This window comes from Microbacterium cucumeris (genome assembly GCF_058349845.2).
In genome coordinates, this window is sequence record NZ_JBYRIZ020000001.1 from 707,541 (window position 1) to 724,399 (window position 16,859).

Genomic DNA, 16,859 nt, shown 5'->3' on the forward strand with positions numbered 1-16,859 from the left:
AGGTTCAGACAGATGTGCTCCCGCCCGAACGGGGGCGTCTGAGCAGCTCCGCGTTCACGGTACGACGACTCCGCTCGAAGCGACGAGGGCCTTGCTCTTTGCCACGGGAATGCGGTAGCTGCCCCTGGAGGACGCCGCGGAGGGCTACCGGGCCATGGACGAGCGCCGCCACGAAGGCGCTGCTGACCGTCTGAAGCGGCGGAAGACGAATGAGGGCGGGATCCGTATGGATCCCGCCCTCATTCGTTGCGGTGCGCCCCCAGGGACTTGAACCCTGAACCCACTGATTAAGAGTCAGTTGCTCTGCCGATTGAGCTAGAGGCGCATGACCGGGGCTTCCCGGCCGAGGAATTACGTTACCAGCTTGTGGCCCGCAAACGAAATCGGGGCGGCTCCGCCGGGGAGCGCCTGTGAAGACGGCCTCCGCGCCCGGGGCCGCCCCGCTCCGACGGCTATCCTGGACGGGTGACCGACTCCCCCGCTGCCGACTTCCGGGGTGACCTCGACCTCGCCCTACGCCTCGCCGAAGCAGCCGACGCGCAGTCGCTGCCCCGGTTCGATGCCGCCGACCTCGAGATCTCCCGCAAGGCGGACCGATCGCACGTGACCGATGCCGACCTGGCCACCGAACGCGCGATCCGCGAGATCCTGGCCGAGGAGCGGCCGGCCGACGGCATCCTCGGCGAGGAATACGGCACCGAGGGAGACACGCACCGCCAGTGGATCATCGACCCGATCGACGGCACCGCGAACTTCCTGCGCGGCGTGCCGCTGTGGGGGACGATGATCGCCCTCGCGGTCGACGGCGTCCCTCAGGTGGGCGTCGTGAGCATGCCTGCCCTGGGCCGCCGCTGGTGGGCCGCGACCGGACTCGGAGCCTGGACCGGGACCGCCGAGGCTCCGCGTCGGCTCGCTGTGTCCGCCGTCGCCGACCTCGACGACGCCAGCGTCAGCTTCCAGAGCATCGCGCAGTGGGCGGATGCCGGGAAGCTCGATGCCCTCGTCGCGCTCGCGGCGCGCGTGTGGCGCGACCGCGCCTACGGCGACATCTATTCGTACATGCTGCTGGCCGAGGGGCGCATCGACATGGTCGCCGAGTTCGGTGTCAAGGAGTACGACATCGCCGCTGCCGTCCCGATCGTCCGCGAGGCGGGCGGGCGCATGACCTCCTTCGACGGGATCGAGACGCTCTCGGCTCTGTCGACGCTCGCCACCAATGGAGTGCTGCACGACGCATTCCTCGACCTCCTGCATTCCTCCGTCTGACGCCGAACCCGACAAGGCCCGAGATGATCCCCCGCATCCCCCTCGCCGCAGCCGCCGCACTCGCGCTCGCCCTGACGCTCGTTTCGTGCGCCCAGACACCGGAACCCGTCGAGACGGAGACCGCGGCGCCGCCCGCCCCCGTGGAGACCGAAGTGCCCGTGGTGGACGAGCCGACGACGACGCCGGAACCGGAGGCCGAGCCCACCTGCGAGACGATCATCACGCCCGGGTACGTCAGCAGTCTCACGGACCTCGGGTGGTCGGCGAAGGAATCCGAGTTCCGCATCGGCGAACTGGTCGTCGAGGACGGCATCTACTGCTCCTGGGCGAACTGGGAAGAGGCATCCGATCACGGGCAGTTCTTCGCGTGGGGCGAGCTGACGACGGACCAGGCCGCGGCGGCGCAGAGCGCCCTGCTGTCCCAGGGATGGGTCCGGGAGAACGAGGACGGCGCGGTGTACTTCACCGAGCCCGCCGAGTCCGCCTTCCAGACCGATGAGAACGGCTACGGCATGACCTACCTCTTCGGCGACGGCTGGGTGCGGTTCGCCGACACCAAGCAGAGCCTGCTGCTGATCACCTGGACCTGATCACAGGCACGAAGAAGCCCCGCCTTCCCTGACGTCGCAGGGAAGGCGGGGCTTCTTCCGTGACAGCGGTTCGGTGGAGCTGGGGGGAATCGAACCCCCGTCCAACGCTGAGTCTCCACGCCTTCTCCGGGCGCAGTCTGTGCAGACGTTCTGCTCGGCCCCGACCTTTGTCACAGACACCCAAGTCGACAGGCCCAGTCTGGGAAGAGTCCCATGTGACGTCCAGACGCCGTCACACAGCGAGATTCCTAGATGACGCCAGGATCCGTATCGGAATCACATACGGTCTGACGGACTATCGGGCTCGCTTAGGCAGCGAGGGCGAAGTCAGTGCGCTTTGCATCGGCACTTATTGTTTTGCAGGGAGCGTTCACGAGATAACCCTGCATCCTCGGCCCGCTTCTCGTGGATTCACAGGCGCTGTCGAAACCGATCAGCCCCGAGTTCCTTCTTGCGAAGGGACCGCTGTCACTCTGTGGAATTGCCAGGCCGGATGCCGAAGCACCCGAGCGTTACAGCTTACAACGTCTCGGCGCCATCCGCCATTCCGCTGGAGCTGCGATGTTTCCGGACTCTACGCCCATCGCTCGCGTAGAGTCAGCTCATGAGCGAGGTCACGATCACCGTCCGCGGCGAGAGCGAGGCGCGGATCGCGCCCGAGCGCGCCACGATCCACGCATCCGTCCGCACCGACGGACCCGATCGCGCCGCCGTGGTCGAGCGCGCGCTCGCCCTGGCAGAGCCCGTGCGCACCGGACTCGCCGAACGAGAGGATGCCGGAACGGTCCTGGAGTGGACGAGCAAGCGCCTAGCGGTGCGGGCCGAACGTCCCTGGAACAGCGAGGGCAAGCGTCTCGCCCCGGTGTACTACGCGACGGTGGATTTCACGGCCACGTTCGGCGAGGCGTCCGAGTTGTCGCTGTGGGTCTCCGATGTCTCCGCGTGGGACGGCGTGGAGATCGGCTGGGTGAACTGGCATCTCACCGAGCAGACCCGGGCCCGCATCGAACGCAACGTCGCGACCGCCGCCGTCGGCGTCGCCGTCACCCGCGCCGAGGCCTACGCCGGAGCGCTGGGACTCGCCGACATCAGACCACGCGAGATCGCCGACGTCGGACTCATCTCCCCCGGGCAGCCCGGACCGGCGGCTCCGGCCTTCAAGGCGCGCGGGACGGCGTTCGCCGCAGCCGACTCCGCCCCGGCGATGGAGTACGAGCCGGAGGAGATCGTGGTCTCAGCCACCGTCGAGGCGCGCTTCACGGCGCGTTGACGCGTCGCGCGGGCGGCAATGCCGCTCGGATCCGGAGATCCTCCCGAGATCCGGATACGTGAACGCCATCCGTCCGGATCCCGGGCGTTGCTCCGGATCTCGGACGGCGGGGTCAGGCGACCGTCGCGAACGGCGCGAGGTCGGCCGCGAGACGCTCGGACACCCGGGCGTGCACGGCCGTGCCGTGCTCGGTGTGCTCTGCGGACAGCAGCATGCCGGTCTCGTGGATCGCCGCGACCAGGTCGCCCCGGTCGTACGGCACGAGCGCATGGATCTCGACCGCGGGCTTCGGCAGCGCCTCCTCGACGGCCTGCCGCAGCTCGGGGATGCCCTCGCCCGATCGCGAGGAGACGAAGTGCGCGCTCGGCTCGAGGCCGCGCAGCACGAGCCGCTCGTCCTCGTCGATCAGATCGGCCTTGTTGAAGACGACGATCTCCGGCAGGTCGCGCACGCCCACGTCGCCCAGGACGTCGCGGACGGTCTGCAGCTGGCCGGCCGGGTCGGGGTGCGATCCGTCGACGACGTGCAGCACGACGTCCGCGTCCCCGACCTCCTCCAGCGTGGACCGGAACGCCTCGACGAGCTGATGCGGCAGGTTGCGCACGAACCCGACCGTGTCGGTGAGCGTGAACACGCGTCCGTCCGCCGTCTCGGTGCGGCGCACGGTCGCGTCCAGGGTGGCGAACAACGCGTTCTCGACGAGCACGCCGGCGCTGGTCAGCGCGTTGAGCAGGCTGGACTTGCCGGCATTCGTGTACCCGGCGATCGCCACCGAGGGGATCGTGTTGCGCTTGCGCTCGGCGCGCTTGGCCTCGCGTGCGGGCGCGAAGTCGCGGATCTGCCGTCGCAGCTGCGCCATCTTCGTACGGATGCGGCGACGATCGAGCTCGATCTTCGTCTCACCGGGTCCGCGCGAGCCCATGCCCGCGCCACCCGCGCCGACCTGTCCACCGGCTTGGCGGCTCATGGAGTCACCCCAACCGCGCAGGCGGGGAAGCAGGTACTCCAGCTGGGCGAGCTCGACCTGCGCCTTGCCCTCGCGACTCTTGGCGTGCTGGCTGAAGATGTCGAGGATCACCGTGGTGCGATCGATCACCTTGACCTTGACGACGTCCTCCAGCGCACGGCGTTGGCTGGGCGCGAGCTCGGTGTCGGCGATCACCGTGTCGGCGCCGACAGCGGCGACGATGTCCTTCAGCTCCTGCGCCTTGCCGCGTCCGAGATACGTGGCGGGATCAGGATGCGGACGGCGCTGGAGCAGGCCGTCGAGCACGGCGGCGCCGGCGGTCTCCGCGAGCGCAGCGAGTTCGCGCAGCGAGTTCTCCGCGTCGTCCTGCGCCCCCTGCGGGTAGACGCCGACGAGCACCACGTTCTCCAGACGCAGCTGGCGGTACTCGACCTCGGTGACGTCCTCGAGCTCCGTCGACAGGCCGACGACCCGTCGTAGGGCGTGCCGGTCCTCGAGGTCCCATTGGGCGCCGTCGGCGTCGGTGTGCGTCGCCGTCGCGGCATCCTGGATCGCCTGTGCGGCGCCGAAGACATGCGCTTCCGTGCGCTGCTCGGCGTTCGCCAGGACGCGGTCCAGCGTCTCGGCGGTGCGCTTGTCGTTCGTGGTTTCCGTCATCCGTCCCTGTTCTCTGTCTCTCACGTGGAGCGCCTTAACCTTAACCCCCGCTGTCCGGTACGCTCGCCTCTATGGGGTCCGACCACTACTTCACTGCGGGCCCGGCAAGCCCCGAGAATCTGCGCACGATCGATGTGACGCTGGCCGGTCGGCCGGTCACGGTGACGACCGCTGGGGGTGTCTTCAGCCCCGATCGGCTGGATGCCGGCACTGCAGTCCTCTTCGCCAACATGCCTCCCGTGCCGCCCGGCGGCAACCATCTCGATCTCGGAGCCGGATGGGGGCCGATCAGCCTGACCATGGCGATGCTCGCTCCGCATGCGACGATCTGGGCCGTCGATGTGAATGAGCGGGCGCTGGATCTCGTCCGGCGCAATGCCGAGTCCCTGGGTCTCGACAACATCAACGCCGTGCGCCCGGAGGATGTTCCCGCTGAGGTGAGCTTCCGCACCATCCGGTCCAATCCGCCGATCCGGGTCGGCAAGGACATCCTGCACGACATGCTCGAGCACTGGATCCCCCGTCTCGATGAGCGCAGCGACGCCTGGCTGGTCGTGCAGCGCAATCTCGGGGCGGACTCGCTGCAGCGTTGGATCGCGGCGACCTTCCAGCCCGGCTACAGCGTCTTCCGCGCCGCGACGGGCAAGGGATACCGAGTGCTCAAGGTGCGTCGGCACGGTACTCCCCCGACGGAGCCGATCGCGCTCGGCTGAGTCGCTCTCGACGGCGCAGACGCCCCTGACGCGGATCGCCGTTCAGGCCAGGTCGATCTCACCGCGGAACACGAGCTGCGCCGGACCGGAGAGGGCGACATGCTCGCCGTCCTCGGCCGGGAACATCCGGACGCCGAGCGTGCCGCCCGGCACCTCGACGCGCCAGTTGTCCGGAGCACGGTCGCCGGCCCAGTAGCGCACCGCGAGGGCGGTAGCTGCGACACCGGTGCCGCAGCTCAGCGTCTCTCCGACACCGCGCTCGAAGACGCGCATCGACACGTGCCCTATGCCGTCGCGCACCAGCGGCTCCCCCGGGACGACGAACTCGATGTTCGCGCCTGCGGGCGGGTGCGGGTCGAGAATCGGCGCGTACTCGAGCTCGAGGGACGACAGCTCCTGCTCCGAGGCGAGCGCGACCACCACATGCGGGTTGCCGACGTCGATGCCGAGCCCCGGACGAGCGACGTCGAGTCCGCGCACGCGGGCGAGCGGATCGCTGCCGGAGAGCTTCCAGCGTCCGAGATCGACCTGGTAGCCGGTCTCGCTCCGTGTCACGTCGCGCACGCCGGCCCGTGTCCCGATCGGCAGCGTCGATCCCGCCTCGATCGTCGCCAGCCCCGCGCGCACGAGGAAGTGGGCGAAGACGCGGATGCCGTTGCCGCACATCTCGGCGATCGACCCGTCCGCGTTGCGATAGTCCATGAACCACTCGGCCGCGGGCTCCTCCGCCAGCGACGCGGCGCCGTCGGCGATGGCGTTCGAGCGGACCACCCGCAGCACCCCGTCGGCGCCGATGCCGAAATGGCGATCGCAGATCGCGGCGACCTGATCGGGGCTCAGCTCGAGCTCGCCGTCGGGATCGGCGATGATGACGAAGTCGTTGCCCGTGCCGTGCCCCTTGGTGAATGCGACCATGCAGCAAGTCTATTGATGGTGCTCGCGAACCGGCGATCTGCCGCTACCCCATCGGCGACGACACACCTCCGTCACGACACGAAACCGAACGTCGACTCCACCGGCAGCCCTCCGTCTCGCAGCCCGTGCAGCACCGACAGCTCGTAGTCGGGAACGGGATCGGGAAGAGCGTCCAGCGACCACCAGCGCAACTCGACGGCCTTGTGCGGCTCCTGGACCACCGGCTCGCGGTCCCAGGCGGTCGCCGTCCAGAACCACTCGACGCGCTGCTCACGCGGATGATCGGTGCCGTCCGTGCGGTGCATGACCGTCGCGAGCTCGAGATCCTGCGGCCGCAGGACCACGCCGAGCTCCTCGGCTGCTTCACGCACCGCCGCCTGCCTCGCCGTCTCCCCGGGCTCGACGTGGCCCGCGGCTCCCGCCACCCAGTGTCCGTCCATGTAGCCGGTGTTCCGGCGAAGCTGGAGCAGAACCTCGTCACCACGGCGGAGGAACACGTATGACGCGGGGATGAGCGCGAATGCGTGTGCCATCCCGCCAGCCTATTCGGGCCGAACGACCCGATAGCGCCCGCACAGGAAGTTCCGATTGCGGGCCACGTCGAGGAGCTCCAGATCCAGCGCACGGGGCAGCACCGGTGCACCGGCACCGAGGGTCACGGGTGCGTACTGCACCCAGACCTCGTCGAGCAGGCCTGCGTCCGCGAACTGCCCCGCGAGGTCTCCGCCGCCGACGATCCAGAGGTCCTTGCCGGCCGCGGCCTCCGTCATCTGCGCGTGCACGTCGCGGACGTCCGCGTGGGTGAGGCGCACGTCGCCGGCATCCGGAACCGGCAGATCGCGATGCGTGAACACCCAGGTGGGCTGTTCGTAACCCCACGCGCCGTTCTCATGACGCATGACCCACTCGAACGTCGACGCGCCCATCGCCAGCGCCCCGATGCCGGAGATGAACCCGCCGTACGACATGGGCCCGTTCTCGTCGATGTCCTGCTTGAGAAGCCAGTCGAGGGAATGATCGGGCGTCGCGATGAAGCCGTCCAGGCTCGTGGCCGTGTAGTAGTGGGTGGTCATGACCCCAGGATGGCATCGACGTCCGACACCGGCGAGACCCAGTCGATGCCGGGGTACCTCTTGAACCACGACACCTGGCGCCGCGCGTACCGTCGCGTGAGCGCCTGCGTCTCGGCGATCGCCTCGCCCTGCGACATGTCCCCCGCGAGCTGCGCGAGCGCCTGGGCGTACCCGATCGCCCGGCGTGCCGTCACGCCGTCCTCGAGTCCCCGCTCCCGCAGCGCCACGACCTCGTCGAGCATCCCCTGCTCCCACATCCGCTCGACGCGACGGTCCAGGCGCTGCACGAGTTCAGGGCGCTCGACGTGCACGCCGAGGATGCGCGTGTCCGGCATCCACGGCAGCGGCGATTCCGGCAGCGCGGCCCCGTGCGTCGACGCCCCCTGCTCCAGCACTTCGAGCGCCCGCACGATCCGGCGGCCGTTCTTCGGATCCACTCGGGCGGCGGTCGCGGCATCAAGAGCCGTGAGCCGGGCGAAGAGCGCGCCGGCGCCGTGCTCTTCCAGCTCCCGTTCCAGGCGTTCGCGCACCGCTGCATCCCGGGGTGGGAAACGGAAGTCGAAGATCGCACTCGAGACGTACAGACCCGAGCCCCCGACGAGGATCGCGTCCCCGCCGCGGGCGAAGATCTCCTCGATCATGCCGCGCGCCAGCGGCTGGTACCACGCCACGGCGGCCTCCTGCGTCACCTCGCGCACGTCGAACAGGTGGTGCGGGATGCCGCGGCGCTCGTCGACCGGCAGCTTGGCCGTGCCGATGTCCATGCCGCGGTACAGCTGCATGGCGTCCGCGTTGACGATCTCGGCGGGGTTGCCGCGTTCCCGCAGTGCGCCCGCCAGTCGGAGCGCGAGATCGCTCTTGCCCGTGCCGGTCGCTCCGACGATCGCCCAGAGACGCGCGGTCACGCGAGCATCCTTCCCTCACGCGGCGAGACCTCTCCGTGTTCACGAAACCCCGTCGTATCCGCGTGAACAGGACGGGGTCTCGTGAACAAGACGGGGTCTCGGTGGAGGATCAGCGTGCTCACACCCCGACGCGCAGCGTCGGCAGGCCGAGCGACACGGCACCGGAGGAGCCCGTCGAGCCGCCGGGAGCGGGCACGGCGCAGGACTCCGCCTGCGCGCGGTCCCACGCGTCGCCGCCGCGCGTACGGCGGATCCTCAGCGGCGCCCCGGTCGGATCGTCCGCGAGCAGATGGAACGGTGCTCCGTGTGTGATGGTCACGGTCACGACGTCGCCCGGACGCGGGATCTCAGAACCCTCGGTCACCTCGAAGTGCACGAGCCGGTTGTCCTCGGCGCGACCGGTGAGACGATGCGTCTCGGCATCCTTCTTGCCTTCTCCGACCGACACCAGCACCTCGACCTCGCGGCCGACCTGCTTCTGGTTCTCCTCCAGGGAGATGCGCTCCTGCAGGGCGATCAGTCGGTCGTAGCGGGCCTGCACGACCTCCTTGGGGACCTGGTCCTCCATCGTCGCGGCCGGCGTCCCCTCGCGGATCGAGTACTGGAACGTGAACGCGTTCGCGAAGCGCGCCTGCTCGACGACCCGCATCGTGTCCTCGAAGTCCTCGTCCGTCTCCCCGGGGAATCCGACGATGATGTCGGTCGAGATCGCCGCGTTCGGGATCCGCTCGCGGACCCGGTCCAGGATGCCGAGGAAGCGCTCGCTCCGGTACGACCGGCGCATCGCCTTGAGGATGCGGTCGCTGCCCGACTGCAGAGGCATGTGCAGTTGCGGCATCACGGACGGTGTCTCGGCCATCGCCGCGATCACATCGTCGGTGAACGCCGCCGGGTGCGGGCTCGTGAAGCGGATGCGCTCGAGTCCCTCGATCTCGCCCGCGGCGCGCAGCAGCTTGCCGAACGCCTGACGGTCGCCGAACTCGACGCCGTAGGAGTTGACGTTCTGCCCGAGCAGGGTGACCTCGATCGCGCCGTCCTCCACGAGCAGGCGGATCTCGTTCAGGATGTCGCCTGGGCGTCGGTCCTTCTCTTTGCCGCGCAGGCTCGGCACGATGCAGAACGTGCAGGTGTTGTTGCAGCCCACCGAGATCGAGACCCAGCCGCTGTGCGCGGAGTCGCGCTTGGTGGGCAGTGTCGAGGGGAAGACCTCCAGCGACTCCAGGATCTCCAGCTCGGCATCGCCGTTGTGACGGGCGCGCTCCAGCAGACCAGGAAGCGAACCCATGTTGTGCGTGCCGAAGACGACGTCGACCCAGGGCGCCTTGTCGAGCACGGCGTCCTTGTCCATCTGCGCGAGGCAGCCGCCGACGGCGATCTGCATGCCCTCGTGCTTGTCCTTGCGGCTCTTCAGGTGCCCGAGGGTTCCGTAGAGCTTGCCCGCCGCATTGTCGCGCACAGCGCACGTGTTGATGATGACGACGTCGGCTTCTTCGCCGGCAGCCGCCTTCACGTAGCCGGCGCTCTCCAGAGACCCCGACAGCCGCTCGGAATCGTGCACGTTCATCTGACAGCCGAAGGTGCGCACTTCGTAGGAGCGCTGCCGACCGTCGGCGTCGACGGCGGCGGAGGAGGGCGCGATGATCGTCGGCTCGCTGCGCGGAGTAGTCATGATGAACACATTCTACGTTCGACGGATCAGAGCGGACGTGCGCTCCGCGATGCAGACGCAGATCCGCACCGTACACGGGCGGATCAGTCGAATCGGACGCCCGAGGACGGCCGGCCGAACGACTGCTCCGCCATCGCCGTCCGCACCACCGCGGACACCACCGAACCGGAATACCCGCGCCGGGCGAGCTGACCGGACAGTCGACGCTTCGCCGTCTCCGCATCCAGGCGGGTCATCCCGCGCAGTTTCGTGCGCGCGAACTCGAGAGCACGCTCGAAATCGTCGTCCGGAAGCTCTTCGAGAGCGGCATCGGCGATGTCTCTCGGAATGCCGCGCTGAGCCAGCACTCGCGCCAGCGCCACGCGCCCCTGCCCCTTCCGTTCGTGACCGGCGGTGACGAGGTGTCCGGCGAGCAGGGCGTCGTCGAGGTAGCGCAACGAACAGAACTCGTCGATGATCTCGTCGACCTGGGCCTGCGTGATGTGCAGTCCCCGCAGGAAGGTGCTCGCCTCCGCGACCGACATCGATCGCGCACGCAGCTTGCGCACCAGCGCCTCGGACGCCTGGGCGGCGAGCTCGGCCGGATCGGGGACGCCCTCGTCGGTCCCTTCCGACGGCGGCACGCCGCGGCCCGACTCCTCATGCGGTCGCAGGGCGCGTAGGCGCGTCATCGACGCGGGTGCGCGCTCCCCCGCACCGTTCCCCGAGGGATCCGGACGAGCGCCGGCGCGGGAACCGGCGCTCGGATGAGCGGCGGAGCGTCGGCCCCGCGCCGGATGGCGATCGCTCGGGTCGCGGCCCGCGTCCTCGTCATCCCAGGTGGATCGCCAGGTCCCGGACGATTCGTTCCGTGGCGACACGGCGCGGAACGCCGCATCGCCGGACGCAGACGCCTCAGCCTCCGCCCGAGGTGCCCCAGGCCCGTTCTCTCCGGATGCGCTCTCGGTATCCGCGGTCCCGCGGGACCCTCCGAAGAGCGGGATCACGGGGGCGAGGTGCTCCTCGCCCCCGTTCTCACCGTTCATCACGCCGGACGGCGCTGCGCGAGTTCGTCCGCGGCCTCAGGCGCAGCCGCGGCACCGCCGATGCCGAGCTTCTGCTTGATCTGCGTCTCGATCGCGAGCGCGATGTCGGGGTTGTTGATGAGGAACGTGCGCGCGTTCTCCTTGCCCTGACCGAGCTGGTCCCCGTCGTAGGTGTACCAGGAGCCGGACTTCTTCACGATGCCATGCTCGACGCCGAAGTCGATCAGGCTCCCCTCGCGCGAGATCCCGATGCCGTACAGGATGTCGAACTCGGCCTGCTTGAACGGCGGAGCCATCTTGTTCTTGACGACCTTGACGCGCGTGCGGTTTCCGACCGCCTCGGCGCCGTCCTTGAGGGTCTCGATACGACGGATGTCCAGACGGACCGACGCGTAGAACTTCAGCGCCTTACCACCGGCGGTCGTCTCGGGAGAACCGAAGAACACACCGATCTTCTCGCGCAGCTGGTTGATGAAGATCGCCGTCGTCTTGGTCTGGTTCAGGCCACCGGTGAGCTTCCGCAGCGCCTGGGACATCAGGCGCGCCTGCAGGCCGACGTGCGAATCACCCATCTCACCCTCGATCTCGGCACGGGGCACGAGGGCCGCGACGGAGTCGATGACGACGAGGTCGATCGCGCCGGAGCGGATCAGCATGTCGGCGATCTCCAGCGCCTGCTCACCCGTGTCCGGCTGGGAGACGAGGAGCTGGTCGATGTCGACGCCGAGCTTCTTGGCGTAGTCGGGGTCGAGGGCGTGCTCGGCATCGACGAATGCGGCGATGCCGCCCGCGCGCTGGACGTTCGCGATCGCATGCAGCGTCAGCGTGGTCTTACCGGAGGATTCCGGTCCGTAGATCTCGATGATGCGGCCGCGCGGCAGTCCGCCGACGCCGAGGGCGACGTCGAGGGCGATGGAGCCGGTGGGGATGATCTCGACCGGAGCACGCTCGTCGCTGCCCAGTCGCATGACCGAGCCCTTCCCGAACTGGCGGTCGATCTGGGCGAGGGCCGATTCCAGGGCCTTCTCGCGGTCTGCGGGTGATGGCATGACATGCTCCTTCTGCTCGCGCTGCTGCCGCCTGTAGGCTGTCGCGGCCGTCCCCGGCTGGGGCTGACTCTCCGACAAGGCGTATGGCTCTCGGCCATGTCCCCCACGGTAGGCGGGACCTCCGACATCGCGTCGCAGGTACCCGGAAACCGTGGACAAGACGGGGCCGAAGACCACTTGTGCAGAACGATACGCCGCACCTCGAACGGATCTTCGACGACACGCCGATCGGCTTGCCGTTGAAGGCGCACGTCAGATCGAGCGCCCGACCACCAGCCGCGCCGTCAGCGCCGGCGCGGCTCCAGGCGTCCGACGCCGTGCCGGCGCTCGACGGGCACATCCGTCTCCGCGCACAGCGCGAGCCAGATGTCCCGCGGAGGGACACCGGCCTCGAGCGCCTCGGCTGCCGTCCTCGACCCCACCGCGCCGAGCACCAGATCGTTCACCAGCGTCGCCGCGCGTGCGCCGAACTCGACCTCCACGGCGCGGAGGAACTCGCTTCGTCGCATCGCCGCTCGTCAGTGCAGCGAGAGCTCGGGCTCGATCGAGGCGACGAGATCGTCCGGCACGACGTCCGGGAAGACCTGCAGCCCCTCGAGCACCGAGATGCGGTCGCCGACCTCGCGCATGATGGTCGAGATGGGGACATCGAGAGCTTCGGCCACGGAAGCGAGGATCTCGCTCGAGGCCTCCTTCTGACCGCGCTCCACCTCGCTGAGGTAGCCGAGCGCGACGGAGGCCTTGCTGGCCACCTGACGGAGCGTGCGCCCCTTCTGAAGGCGGAAGTCCCTCAGCACATCGCCGATCTCCTGGCGTACAAGAATCATCGGAACCTCCTCTCGTTCCCCGTCGCCGAGTCCGGCGTCGAGCGGATCGCCAGTCTAACCCGACCGGCTGGGGAAAAAACTACCGTTTCACTCTGTGGTTTGGTTGTGAGCGCAGCATCCTGAGCGTTGAACACATAGATGACAACCGCGACGCGGCCCGCGCTATTCCTGCACCGCCCGCAACGCCGCGGAGATGACGGCATCCACGGACTGCCGGCGGATCTCCTCGCGATCCCCGCCGAAGCGGAACGAGAACGACTGCACGCCGTCCGGAGTCGCCACGCCGACATGCACGGTCCCCACGGGCTGGCCGTCGGGCGAAGCAGGGCCCGCGATACCGGTGGTCGAGATGCCGACATCGGCCGGACGCCCCTCGACCGCGACGGCCACCCGCACGCCGTCCGCCAACTGCTCAGCGACCTGCGGATGCACCGGACCGTGCTCGGCCAGCAGATCGGCGTCCACGCCGAGCACCGAGTGCTTCACCGGAGTGGCGTACGCGACCACCGCGCCGTTGAGCACCGACGATGCCCCGGGGACCGCCACGATCGCCGAGCTGACCGCTCCCCCCGTGAGCGATTCGGCGACGCCCAACGTCCACCCGCGCTCGCGCAGCGCCGCCACGAGTTCCGCCGCGACCGTCATGCGCCGCCCTCCGACCGAGCGCCGCGCACCTGCGCCACGACGTAGTCGACACCGCTGACGATCGTGAGGACGAGCGTCGCGTACATCAGGACGACACCGATGCCGGTCCACCAGTCCATGCCGATGAGCTCGTGAAGCGGCAGCAGCCACCAGCCGAGGGCGACGCCCTGGAAGGCCGTCTTGACCTTCCCGAGCCACGCCGCCGCGACGATGTGCTGCCTGGCGACCATGAAGCGGTGCACGGTGATGCCCCACTCGCGGATCAGGATCAGGACCACGATCCACCACGGCCATTCCCCGAGAACGGCGAGACCCACGAACCCGGCTCCGGTCAGCAGCTTGTCCGCGATCGGGTCCCAGAGCTTGCCGAAGTCGCTCACGATGTCGTAGCGCCGTGCCAGGTAGCCGTCGACCCAGTCCGTCGAGATCGCCAGCACGAACAGGACGCCCGCGATCCAGCGCAGGACGAGATCGCTCGCGCCGTAGGTCCCGCCGGCCAGCAGGAGGATGAAGAACACGACCGCCAGCGGGATGCGGGCGACGGTGATCGCGTTGGGAAGCTGCCGGGGGATGGCCATCAGTCGCGCCCCGTGAGGCCCCAGGCGTCCTCATCGCCGTCACCCTCGGCCTCGACGACCGGAAGACCGCGGAACTGCTCCTCGACCGGGTCGAACGCCTCGTCCGCCGGCGTCGCTGCTGCCGGTGCCGTGGCCGGGGCGGGCGGGTCATCGCCGCGCAGCCGCGCGAGCACGGCGGGCAGCTGCTCGGCCGTGACGAGCACGTCGCGCGCCTTCGAGCCCTCGGAGGGGCCCACGATCTCGCGGGACTCCAGCAGATCCATGAGCCGCCCGGCCTTGGCGAAGCCGACCCGGAGCTTGCGCTGCAGCATAGACGTCGATCCGAACTGGGAGGACACCACGAGCTCGGCCGCCGCGAGCAGCAGTTCGAGGTCGTCGCCGATGTCCTCGTCGATCTCCTTCTTCTTGCCCTCCACGGCCTCCGCGACATCCGGGCGGTACTCGGGCCTGGCCTGCGCCGTGACGTGCTTCACGACGGCGTCGATCTCGCTCTCGTTGACCCAGGCGCCCTGCAGACGGAACGGCTTGGAGGAGCCCATCGGGGAGAACAGCGCGTCACCCTGACCGATGAGCTTGTCGGCACCCGGCGCGTCCAGGATGACGCGGCTGTCGGTGACGCTCGTCACCGCGAACGCGAGGCGCGAGGGCACGTTCGCCTTGATGAGGCCCGTGACCACGTCGACGCTCGGACGCTGCGTGGCCAGCACGAGGTGGATGCCGGACGCACGCGCCAGCTGGGTGATCCGGACGATCGAATCCTCGACGTCACGCGGGGCGACCATCATCAGATCCGCGAGCTCGTCGACGACGACCAGCAGGTAGGGGTAGGGCTTGAGCACGCGCTCGCTGCCGACCGGGACCTCCACCTCGCCCGCGCGCACCGCGCGGTTGAAGTCGTCGATGTGACGGAACCCGAACGACGCGAGGTCGTCGTAGCGCATGTCCATCTCCTTCACGACCCACTGCAGCGCCTCGGCGGCCTTCTTCGGGTTCGTGATAATGGGGGTGATCAGGTGCGGGACTCCGGCGTAACTGGTGAGCTCCACGCGCTTCGGGTCGATGAGGACCATCCGCACATCGGCCGGCTTGGCGCGCATGAGCAGGCTCGTGATCATCGAGTTCACGAAGCTCGACTTTCCGGAGCCGGTGGAGCCGGCCACGAGCAGGTGCGGCATCTTCGCGAGGTTCGCGACGACGATGTTACCGCCGACGTCCTTGCCCACGCCGATCGTCATCGGGTGGGTGCTCTTCTGCGCCGCCGGCGACCGGAGCACGTCGCCGAGGGCGACCATCTCCTTGTCGGCGTTGGGGATCTCGATGCCGATCGCGCTCTTGCCCGGGATCGGCGAGAGGATGCGGACATCGTTGGAGGCGACCGCGTAGGCGATGTTGTTCGCGAGCTGGGTGATCTTCTCGACCTTGACGCCGTGACCGACCTCGACCTCGTACTGCGTCACCGTCGGTCCGCGCGAGAACCCTGTGACCTTGGCGTCGACCTTGAACTGCGTCAGCACGCTCGTGATCTGCTCGATCACGCGATCGGTGGCCTCGGAGCGCACGACGGGGGGCGGCCCCTCGGCCAGAACGGACTGCGGCGGCAGATGGTACGGGGCCACGGGCGCCTGCGGGCCGCGCTCCCCCGAACCCTCGGTCCCGAAGCCGTCCAGGCCGGGCAGCTCTCCGGTGTCCCCGGTGTCATCCATGAGCGCCGTGGTCTGCTGCTCGGACAGCATGGCCGTCAGCGCCTCGACGTCCGTGAGGACCTCGGTCGCGGCATCCTGCGGGTCGGCCACGACGACGGCCTGATCGTAGGCGGGCGTGCTCTGAGCCGGCAGGAGCTCGGTGAGATCCTGCGAGCCGACGCCGGAGTCCGGATCCTCCTCGCGCCCGGTCTTGTTGCGACGCCACCAGGGAAGCACGTCCGGGTCGTCGGACTTGTCGGCCTCATCCACGACCGGAAGCTCCTTGGTCGGCTTCTCGGGCCTCTCGGCATCGAACATCCAGGCGTACAGGTCGCCCAGGCGCTGTCCGATGCGGTTCGGCGGGGTCTTGGTGAGGATCAGGATGCTCAGGGCGATGAGCAGGCTGAGGACGACGTACGCGGCGATCGGCGACAGGAAGGCCAGCGGCTCGCCCAGCATCCAACCGAACAGACCGCCCGCGGCGCTCAGCGCCGCCGGTCCGTCGCTGGGGTGCGGTCGCCCTCCCGCGACGTGGCAGATGCCCGCGATGGACAGCACCATCAGGGCGAAGCCGATGCCGATGCGCCCGTTGTCATGCACGGACGACGGATGCCGGAACAACCACCCGGCCAGCAGCAGGAGCAGCACGGGCATGAGGAACGCCTCGCGGCCGACGGCGAACCCCACGCTGTACGCGCTGATGGTCTGAGCGACCTCGTTGCCGATGAAGAACCATTCGTTCACCGCACCCAGGCACGCCAGCAGCAGCAGGAACAGCGGGAACCCGTCCCGTCGGTCGTCCTTCTCGAGCGTCTCCGGGCCGAAGGCGCGGAACAGACCGCCGACGCCGTGCGCCAGCCCGATCCACGCACGTGCGATCAGCGGCGGCCGGTCGGCGTCGTCGATGTACTTCTTCGGTGCGGGCGCGGCCTTCGCGGACGACCGCGACGCCGACTGCCGCTTCGAGCGCGCCGAAGCGCTCTCGGACGCGCGTTCGGACTTCGTGGTGCTCCTGGCCATGTCCTCAA

General features: G+C 69.1%; 17 protein-coding genes, 1 tRNA gene and 1 other RNA gene. 4 read left to right on the forward strand and 15 right to left on the reverse strand.

Going from position 1 to position 16,859, the window contains the following annotated elements; translation table 11 throughout:
- Positions 1 to 252 precede the first annotated feature (252 nt).
- Positions 253 to 325, reverse strand: a tRNA-Lys gene (locus AC3RXZ_RS03530).
- Between the two features lie 140 nt (positions 326 to 465).
- Between AC3RXZ_RS03530 and AC3RXZ_RS03535 the strand changes: the two genes are divergently transcribed.
- Both AC3RXZ_RS03535 and AC3RXZ_RS03540 read left to right on the forward strand, forming a co-directional pair.
- On the forward strand, positions 466 to 1,266 hold the full coding sequence (locus AC3RXZ_RS03535; protein WP_491493181.1) for an inositol monophosphatase family protein: 801 nt from the start codon (positions 466 to 468) through the stop codon (positions 1,264 to 1,266).
- Positions 1,267 to 1,289: 23 nt separating this feature from the next.
- Positions 1,290 to 1,856 carry an SPOR domain-containing protein gene (locus AC3RXZ_RS03540; RefSeq protein WP_491493182.1) on the forward strand — a complete coding sequence of 189 codons (567 nt, stop codon included), beginning with the start codon at positions 1,290 to 1,292 and terminating at the stop codon, positions 1,854 to 1,856.
- A 71-nt stretch (positions 1,857 to 1,927) separates the two neighbouring features.
- On the opposite strand, the gene ssrA is transcribed toward AC3RXZ_RS03540, so the two are convergent.
- Positions 1,928 to 2,297, reverse strand: a transfer-messenger RNA (tmRNA) gene (ssrA, locus tag AC3RXZ_RS03545).
- Positions 2,298 to 2,460: 163 nt separating this feature from the next.
- Between ssrA and AC3RXZ_RS03550 the strand changes: the two genes are divergently transcribed.
- Positions 2,461 to 3,126: an SIMPL domain-containing protein gene (locus tag AC3RXZ_RS03550; RefSeq protein ID WP_491493183.1), complete on the forward strand. Its 666-nt coding sequence runs from the start codon at positions 2,461 to 2,463 to the stop codon at positions 3,124 to 3,126.
- A gap of 112 nt (positions 3,127 to 3,238) precedes the next feature.
- Here AC3RXZ_RS03550 and hflX read toward each other — a convergent pair whose 3' ends face one another.
- Positions 3,239 to 4,750, reverse strand: coding sequence for a GTPase HflX (hflX, locus tag AC3RXZ_RS03555; protein WP_491493184.1), 1,512 nt, complete (start codon positions 4,748 to 4,750; stop codon positions 3,239 to 3,241).
- A gap of 71 nt (positions 4,751 to 4,821) precedes the next feature.
- Between hflX and AC3RXZ_RS03560 the strand changes: the two genes are divergently transcribed.
- Positions 4,822 to 5,463, forward strand: a complete 642-nt coding sequence (locus tag AC3RXZ_RS03560) for a class I SAM-dependent methyltransferase (RefSeq protein ID WP_491493185.1) — start codon at positions 4,822 to 4,824, stop codon at positions 5,461 to 5,463.
- A 42-nt stretch (positions 5,464 to 5,505) separates the two neighbouring features.
- Here AC3RXZ_RS03560 and dapF read toward each other — a convergent pair whose 3' ends face one another.
- From dapF to AC3RXZ_RS03620, 12 genes are all read right to left on the reverse strand, one after another.
- Positions 5,506 to 6,378: a diaminopimelate epimerase gene (gene dapF / locus AC3RXZ_RS03565; protein WP_491493186.1), complete on the reverse strand. Its 873-nt coding sequence runs from the start codon at positions 6,376 to 6,378 to the stop codon at positions 5,506 to 5,508.
- Between the two features lie 71 nt (positions 6,379 to 6,449).
- Positions 6,450 to 6,911: an NUDIX hydrolase gene (locus AC3RXZ_RS03570; RefSeq protein ID WP_491493187.1), complete on the reverse strand. Its 462-nt coding sequence runs from the start codon at positions 6,909 to 6,911 to the stop codon at positions 6,450 to 6,452.
- 9 nt (positions 6,912 to 6,920) lie between these two features.
- Positions 6,921 to 7,451, reverse strand: coding sequence for a dihydrofolate reductase family protein (locus AC3RXZ_RS03575; protein WP_491493188.1), 531 nt, complete (start codon positions 7,449 to 7,451; stop codon positions 6,921 to 6,923).
- The gene (gene miaA / locus AC3RXZ_RS03580; protein WP_491493189.1) at positions 7,448 to 8,356 is read right to left on the reverse strand and encodes a tRNA (adenosine(37)-N6)-dimethylallyltransferase MiaA; all 909 of its coding nucleotides are present in this window, start codon (positions 8,354 to 8,356) and stop codon (positions 7,448 to 7,450) included. The genes AC3RXZ_RS03575 and miaA overlap by 4 nt, the downstream gene beginning before the upstream one ends.
- A 118-nt stretch (positions 8,357 to 8,474) precedes the next feature.
- Positions 8,475 to 10,025 (reverse strand): tRNA (N6-isopentenyl adenosine(37)-C2)-methylthiotransferase MiaB, encoded by a 1,551-nt coding sequence (gene miaB, locus AC3RXZ_RS03585; RefSeq protein ID WP_243225056.1) that lies wholly within the window; start codon positions 10,023 to 10,025, stop codon positions 8,475 to 8,477.
- Positions 10,026 to 10,108: 83 nt separating this feature from the next.
- A complete protein-coding gene (locus AC3RXZ_RS03590) occupies positions 10,109 to 10,696 on the reverse strand; it encodes a regulatory protein RecX (protein ID WP_491493190.1) in 588 nt (195 codons plus the stop codon).
- A 353-nt stretch (positions 10,697 to 11,049) separates the two neighbouring features.
- A complete protein-coding gene (gene recA / locus AC3RXZ_RS03595) occupies positions 11,050 to 12,099 on the reverse strand; it encodes a recombinase RecA (protein WP_243225054.1) in 1,050 nt (349 codons plus the stop codon).
- 284 nt (positions 12,100 to 12,383) lie between these two features.
- Positions 12,384 to 12,608, reverse strand: a complete 225-nt coding sequence (locus AC3RXZ_RS03600) for a DUF3046 domain-containing protein (protein ID WP_243225053.1) — start codon at positions 12,606 to 12,608, stop codon at positions 12,384 to 12,386.
- Between the two features lie 9 nt (positions 12,609 to 12,617).
- Positions 12,618 to 12,926, reverse strand: coding sequence for a helix-turn-helix domain-containing protein (locus AC3RXZ_RS03605; RefSeq protein WP_243225052.1), 309 nt, complete (start codon positions 12,924 to 12,926; stop codon positions 12,618 to 12,620).
- A 162-nt stretch (positions 12,927 to 13,088) separates the two neighbouring features.
- Positions 13,089 to 13,571 (reverse strand): CinA family protein, encoded by a 483-nt coding sequence (locus AC3RXZ_RS03610; RefSeq protein ID WP_491493191.1) that lies wholly within the window; start codon positions 13,569 to 13,571, stop codon positions 13,089 to 13,091.
- Complete coding sequence (gene pgsA, locus AC3RXZ_RS03615; RefSeq protein WP_491493192.1) at positions 13,568 to 14,149, reverse strand: CDP-diacylglycerol--glycerol-3-phosphate 3-phosphatidyltransferase; 582 nt, start codon at positions 14,147 to 14,149, stop codon at positions 13,568 to 13,570. Before pgsA ends, AC3RXZ_RS03610 begins: the two co-directional genes overlap by 4 nt.
- Positions 14,149 to 16,851 carry a DNA translocase FtsK gene (locus AC3RXZ_RS03620; RefSeq protein ID WP_491493193.1) on the reverse strand — a complete coding sequence of 901 codons (2,703 nt, stop codon included), beginning with the start codon at positions 16,849 to 16,851 and terminating at the stop codon, positions 14,149 to 14,151. Before AC3RXZ_RS03620 ends, pgsA begins: the two co-directional genes overlap by 1 nt.
- Positions 16,852 to 16,859 lie beyond the last annotated feature (8 nt).